The sequence below is a fragment of the Streptomyces sp. KLMMK genome (genome assembly GCF_036961605.1).
GTDB lineage: Bacteria > Actinomycetota > Actinomycetes > Streptomycetales > Streptomycetaceae > Streptomyces > Streptomyces telluris.
On the sequence record NZ_JBAMDC010000425.1, the window covers coordinates 1 to 5,309 of the forward strand.

Sequence of the window (5,309 nt, forward strand, 5' to 3'; positions counted from 1 at the left end):
CGCGCAGGCCCTGGGCTGGACGCCGCGGCGCCCCCTCGCCACCTCGCTGACCGACCTGTGGGCCGAGACCCGCGACCGGGCCGGGGAGCCCCCGCGGTGAGCCCACCCGACCACCGGCCGGACGGGCAGCGGCTGCTCGTACCGCTGTACGTCCACCCGGACGTGGACCCGGAGGCGTGGTCCGCCCTGGAGGCGGCCGCGCCCCGGCTCCACGGCGTCGTCCTCAACGTCGCGGACGGGCCCGGCTCCCGCCCCGACCCCGCCTTCGGGGCCGTGGCGGAACGCCTGCGCGGCGCCGGCGTGCGGCTGCTCGGCTACGTCGACACCGGCTACGGCCACCGGCCGCCGCGCGCGGTCGTCGGCGACATCCGCCGCCACCGCCGCTGGTACGGCGTCGACGGCGTCTTCCTCGACCAGACGGCCGCGCAGGCCGCGCACCTGCCCCACTACCGCCGGCTCGTCATGCTCGCCAGGGCGCTGGGCGCGCGGACGGCCGTCCTCAACCCCGGCACCCACCCCGACCCCGGCTATGCTCGCGTCGCCGATCTCCTCGTCACCTTCGAGGGCACCTGGGACACCTACCGGAGGGCAGCCGTGCCGCCTTGGACCGCCGACCACCCGCCGGCCCGCTTCTGCCACCTCGTCTACGCCGTGCCGGCCGGGCACGCCGCCCACGTGGCGCGCACCGCCGGGGACCGGGGCGCCGGGGTGCACTGCGCGGTGCCGGGCGAGGGCGCCAACCCGTGGAGCGCGGCGCCGTGGGTGAACGGGGAGCCGCCGGCCGGGGACGAGGGGCCGCTCCCCGGGGACGGGGCCGCGCTCCGGCGGAGGACACGGTGAGGCTCGCGCGCCGCCGCTCCTCCGCGGCCCTGCTCGCGCTCGCCCTGCTCGCCGGAGCGGCGGGCTGTTCGGCCACGGACGACGGCGACGGGCCGGACGGCGACGACGGGCCCACGCCCACGGCCACGGAGTCCGCCGCATCTCCCCGCGCTGCCGGGAAGCACTGGCGGCCCCGCCCCGGCACCCGCTGGCAGTGGCAGCTCGACGGCAAGGCCGACACGTCCGCCGACGTCCCCGTCTACGACATCGACGGCTTCGAGAACACGGCCCGTACGGTCAAGGAGCTGCACGACCGCGGTGCCAAGGTGATCTGCTACCTCAACGCCGGCGCCTGGGAGGACTTCCGCCCGGACCACAAGGCGTTCCCGGAGCGGCTGCTGGGCGAGCGGAACAAGGGCTGGAAGGGCGAGAAGTGGCTGGACATCCGCCGCCTCGACGTCCTGCGGCCGATTATGGCGGCCCGCTTCGACATGTGCCGGCAGAAGGGCTTCGACGCCGTCGAGCCGGACCTGATGGAGGGCTACCGCAACCGCACGGGCTTCCCGCTGTCCGCGGCCGACCAGCTCGCCTTCAACCGGATGCTCGCCTCGCTCGCCCACGAACGCGGCATGGCCGTCGGCCTGAAGAACGACCTGGACCAGATCCCCGCCCTCGTGGGCGACTTCGACTTCGCGGTGAACGAGCAGTGCGCCGAGTTCGAGGAGTGCGAGAAGCTGGTGCCGTTCGTGAAGAGCGGCAAGGCCGTCTTCCACGTCGAGTACGCCCTGGAGCGGAAGGACTTCTGCCCCACGGCGCAGCGGCTCGGCCTCAGCTCGATGCGCAAGAGGCTCGAACTGGACGCCTGGCGCGAGCCGTGCGGGTGACCGGCGCCGCCGCAGCGCCGGTCACACCTCGCCGACGTACACCCACTGCCCGTCCTCACGGGCGAAGCGGCTGTTCTCGTGCTGGAAGCCCGAGCGGCCGCGGTCGGTGTAGTGGGCGCGGAACTCCACGGTGCCCTCCTGGTGGAAGGCCGTGCCGTCCGTCGTCCCCAGGATCTCCAGCCGGGTCCACTCCATGACGGGGTCGAGGTCCAGCCCGTCCGGCCGGGTCGTGGAGTGCCAGGTGCGCAGCAGGTAGGCGGCGTCGCGGACGGCGAAGGCGCTGTAGCGCGAGCGCATCAGCCGTTCGGCCGTCGATGCCGCCCGCTCGCCCGCGTGCAGGCGGCCGCAGCAGTCGCCGTAGGCCGCGTCGAGGCCGCAGGGGCAGGGGGAGGCGGCGGTGACGGCCGGCCGGGGCGCGGGGGGTCTGGTTCTTCTGGACACCCCACGATTGTGCCCGCTCCCCGGCCCGGCCCCGGCACCGGCTCAGCCGGCGGCGGGGATGTACGCCAGGCCGTGCGCGCCCGCCTCGCCCTTCCGGCCGACCTCCAGTGTGGTGATCACGTCCATCCGCTCCAGGTCCACCACGGTCACCGTGCCGGACACGACGTTGGCCACGTAGCCCACGGCGCCGTCCGGCGAGGAGGTGATGGTCAGCGGGAACTTGCCGACCGGCACCTGGCCCACGACCTCCGGGCCGTCCGGCGCGAAGACGGTCAGCACCCCGTCCCGCTGGGCGCCGAGCGTGCCGCCCTCGCCCCAGTCCACCCGCAGCTCGCCCGCGAGGACCGCGCCCGTGGCCGTGGTGTGGACGGGGAAGACCACGCCCCCGGTCGGCAGCACGCGCTCCACCTTGCCGGTGGCGGCGTCGATCACCCGGATGCCGGGCGGTGCGGTCGGGGCGGACGCGAAGTCGGCCTTGGGCGCGGCGACGTAGACGTACTTGCCGTCGGGGGAGACGTCCAGCCCCTCGCTGCTGGGCACGGCGACGCGCCCGGCGAACTCGTCCCGCTCCAGGTCCACGACGGAGACGAACGGCGCCTCCTTGTTGGTGGACCAGCCGCGGCGGCCGTCCGGGGAGATCGCGAACCAGTGCGGGCCGTCGGCCATGACCGGGATCCGGCCGATGCGGCGGCGGGTGTCCGCGTCGAGGATGACGACGCCGCCCGGCTCGGTCGCGGTGGCCTCGACGCTGACGTACAGCCGGGAGCGCTCCCGGTCCAGGGCGAGGCCGTGCGGCGCGTGGTCCGGGGCGAGGTCGACGGTGTCGACGACCTTCCGGGCGTCGGCGTCGATGACGGTGATCTGCCGGGCGCGCCCCTGGTGGGCCCCGTAGTAGCCGTCGGTGTAGGTGCTCGCGCAGTACAGCAGGCGCCGGTCCGGGTCGAAGCACAACTCGTGCGGCTGCGCGGGAACTTCGACCACGTCGAGCTGCTCGTAGGTGCCGGCGTCGAAGAAGGTGACGGTGGGTCCGGACTGGCTCACGACGGCCAGCACGTCGGTACGGGAATCCGCGTTCGTGTTCATGCTCCGTATCCTCGGCCGCCCCTGCGGGGGCGTTCCAATGCCGGGCGGGCAAGGATGCCTTGCGGCGGGCGCATTCGCCCAGCTGACGGCGGCGCGGGCCGCGGCGGGCGTGGCGCGCGTCACGTCCGCGTCCCCCGGATGCGGCCCCGTACGCGCCCGCCCGGGTCTCGCCGGGGGCTCCCTCCCGGGCGTCGTCCTGCTGGCGGCCGGACCCCGGCGCCGGGATCATCTGAACCCCGAACGGTGCCGAGGGAGGAGTTCCCGCATGTCCGGTTCGTCGCGCCGCGTGCTCCGCCTGCCCCGCCCGCCCCGCGTCCGCCCGCCCCTGGGCGCGGCCCTGGCCGCGCTGACCCTGGTGCTGTGCGGGCTGCCCGCCTCCGCCGGGCCCGCGGCCGCCTACGACCACCGGAGATGCGGGAACACCTCCGGCCGGGTGCTGCTCACCCTCGACGACTGGCCCTACGACCAGGTCGAACGGGCCGTGGAGACGGGCGCCTACCTCAAGGAGAGGGGGATCCGCGCGGCGTTCTTCCTCATCAACGAGTACGCCTCGCAGCAGCCCCAGGTCGCCCGGACCCTGCGCCGCCAGGGGCACTGGGTGGGCAACCACACCTATTCGCACCCGCACTTGACGGCGCTTCCGGAGGACGAGGCGCGCAAGGAGATCCGCGATGGCGTCAGGAGCACGCTGCTCCGCCCGCCGTTCGGGGACTACGGCCCCCGGGAGACGCGGATCGCCGCGAGCCTGGGCTACCGCGTGTGCACCTGGACCGTCGACACCCTCGACTGGGAGAACTCCGGCGGCCGCTTCCCCGACGTCGCCACGCTGCGGGCGAGGGTCCGCGACGCCCCCGCGGAGGACAAGCGCGGGGGAGTGGTGCTCGGGCACCTCTTCAGCAACTTCCCCGACGCCCTGCCGGGCATCGTCGACGACCTGCGGGCCCAGGGGTACGCCCTGTGCCGCAACACCGGCCCCACCGGTCCGGTGATCGGGGACCCGCTGCGGTGCTGACCGACGGGGTGTCGCCTTGAAGCAGACGTTTCCTCACCTAATGTGAGGAACACTATGATCCGCACAATCGGCTGGAATGCCGCACCCGGCTCCCGGGCCGCTCCGCCGCACTCCTGCGGGCGGAAGGCGCCCCGGTGGACGCGGGCATGAGCGTGTCCGCCCGCCGGCTCCTGCGCCACGAGGGCGTGCCGCAGGCGGCCCGCCGCGCCCTGTGGGTGGTGGCGGCCGCCTGCCCCGGCTTCTACTTCTTCCGGTACGTCACCGGCGACTCCGTCATGGCCCTGTACGCCATGTTCGGCGCGCTGCCCCTCGTCATGTTCTGCCGTGTCCCCGGCCCGCCGCGGGAGCGGACCCGGACCCTGCTCACCGCCCTGCCGGCCGGCTGGGTCCTCGTCACCGCCGGAACGCTCCTCGCCGTCCACCCCTGGGCGGCCGCCGGCGGCATGCTGGCCGTCGGCTTCGTCGTCGCCTACTGCGGCGTCGGCGGCCCGCGCCTGACCGGCCTCGCCACGGCCTTCCAGCTCTTCTACGTGCTGCCCTGCTTCCCGCCCTACGATCCCGGCTCCCTGGACTCCCGGCTCACCGGCCTGACCACCGGCATCCTGCTCGCCGTTCTGGCCGAGCGGTTCCTGTGGCCCGAACCCGCCCCCGTCCCCTACCGCGCCGTCCTCGCCGAGGCGGTGGCGGCCGTGGCCGACTACGCCAGCGCCACCGCCTACCACCTCGAAGCCGGCGGCGGCGCGCCGGCCGAACGGGAGGCCGCCGACCGCGCGATGGCCGCCGCCCGCCTCTCCCGCGTGCCCGTCACCGAGCGCCCCGCCTCGCCCTCCGTCCGCGACCGGGCCCTCAACCACACCCGCGCGGCCGTCCGCCACGTGCGCGACCAGCTCGACCGCCTCGCCGACTGCCCCGGCCACCCCGCGGCCGGCCCCGCCGCCGTGAACCTGCTCCGGCACACCGAACTCTCTCTGCGGTCCGTCGCCGGCGAGCTGCGCACCGGCACCCCGGACACCCGGCCCGACCCGCTGCCCGCCGCCCTCGCCACCTTCGATGCGGTCCGCGTCGCCGAA

At 75.2% G+C, this 5,309-nt stretch carries 5 protein-coding genes and 1 pseudogene; 4 read left to right on the plus strand and 2 right to left on the minus strand.

Features of this window, described 5'->3' with window-relative positions; genetic code table 11:
* Positions 1 to 96 precede the first annotated feature (96 nt).
* Positions 97 to 840, plus strand: a complete 744-nt coding sequence (locus tag V7793_RS32795; protein WP_336013357.1) for a spherulation-specific family 4 protein — start codon at positions 97 to 99, stop codon at positions 838 to 840.
* Positions 837 to 1,703 (plus strand): endo alpha-1,4 polygalactosaminidase, encoded by an 867-nt coding sequence (locus V7793_RS32800; protein WP_336013358.1) that lies wholly within the window; start codon positions 837 to 839, stop codon positions 1,701 to 1,703. The genes V7793_RS32795 and V7793_RS32800 overlap by 4 nt, the downstream gene beginning before the upstream one ends.
* A gap of 21 nt (positions 1,704 to 1,724) precedes the next feature.
* Here V7793_RS32800 and V7793_RS32805 read toward each other — a convergent pair whose 3' ends face one another.
* Positions 1,725 to 2,144, minus strand: coding sequence for a YchJ family protein (locus tag V7793_RS32805; RefSeq protein ID WP_336013359.1), 420 nt, complete (start codon positions 2,142 to 2,144; stop codon positions 1,725 to 1,727).
* A 42-nt stretch (positions 2,145 to 2,186) separates the two neighbouring features.
* On the minus strand, positions 2,187 to 3,227 hold the full coding sequence (locus V7793_RS32810) for a YncE family protein (protein WP_336013360.1): 1,041 nt from the start codon (positions 3,225 to 3,227) through the stop codon (positions 2,187 to 2,189).
* A 265-nt stretch (positions 3,228 to 3,492) separates the two neighbouring features.
* Here V7793_RS32810 and V7793_RS32815 point away from each other — a divergent pair, with 265 nt between their 5' ends.
* Positions 3,493 to 4,239 carry a polysaccharide deacetylase family protein gene (locus tag V7793_RS32815; RefSeq protein ID WP_336013361.1) on the plus strand — a complete coding sequence of 249 codons (747 nt, stop codon included), beginning with the start codon at positions 3,493 to 3,495 and terminating at the stop codon, positions 4,237 to 4,239.
* A 146-nt stretch (positions 4,240 to 4,385) separates the two neighbouring features.
* Positions 4,386 to 5,309 (plus strand): annotated as a pseudogene (locus V7793_RS32820) (FUSC family protein); the annotation flags it as partial.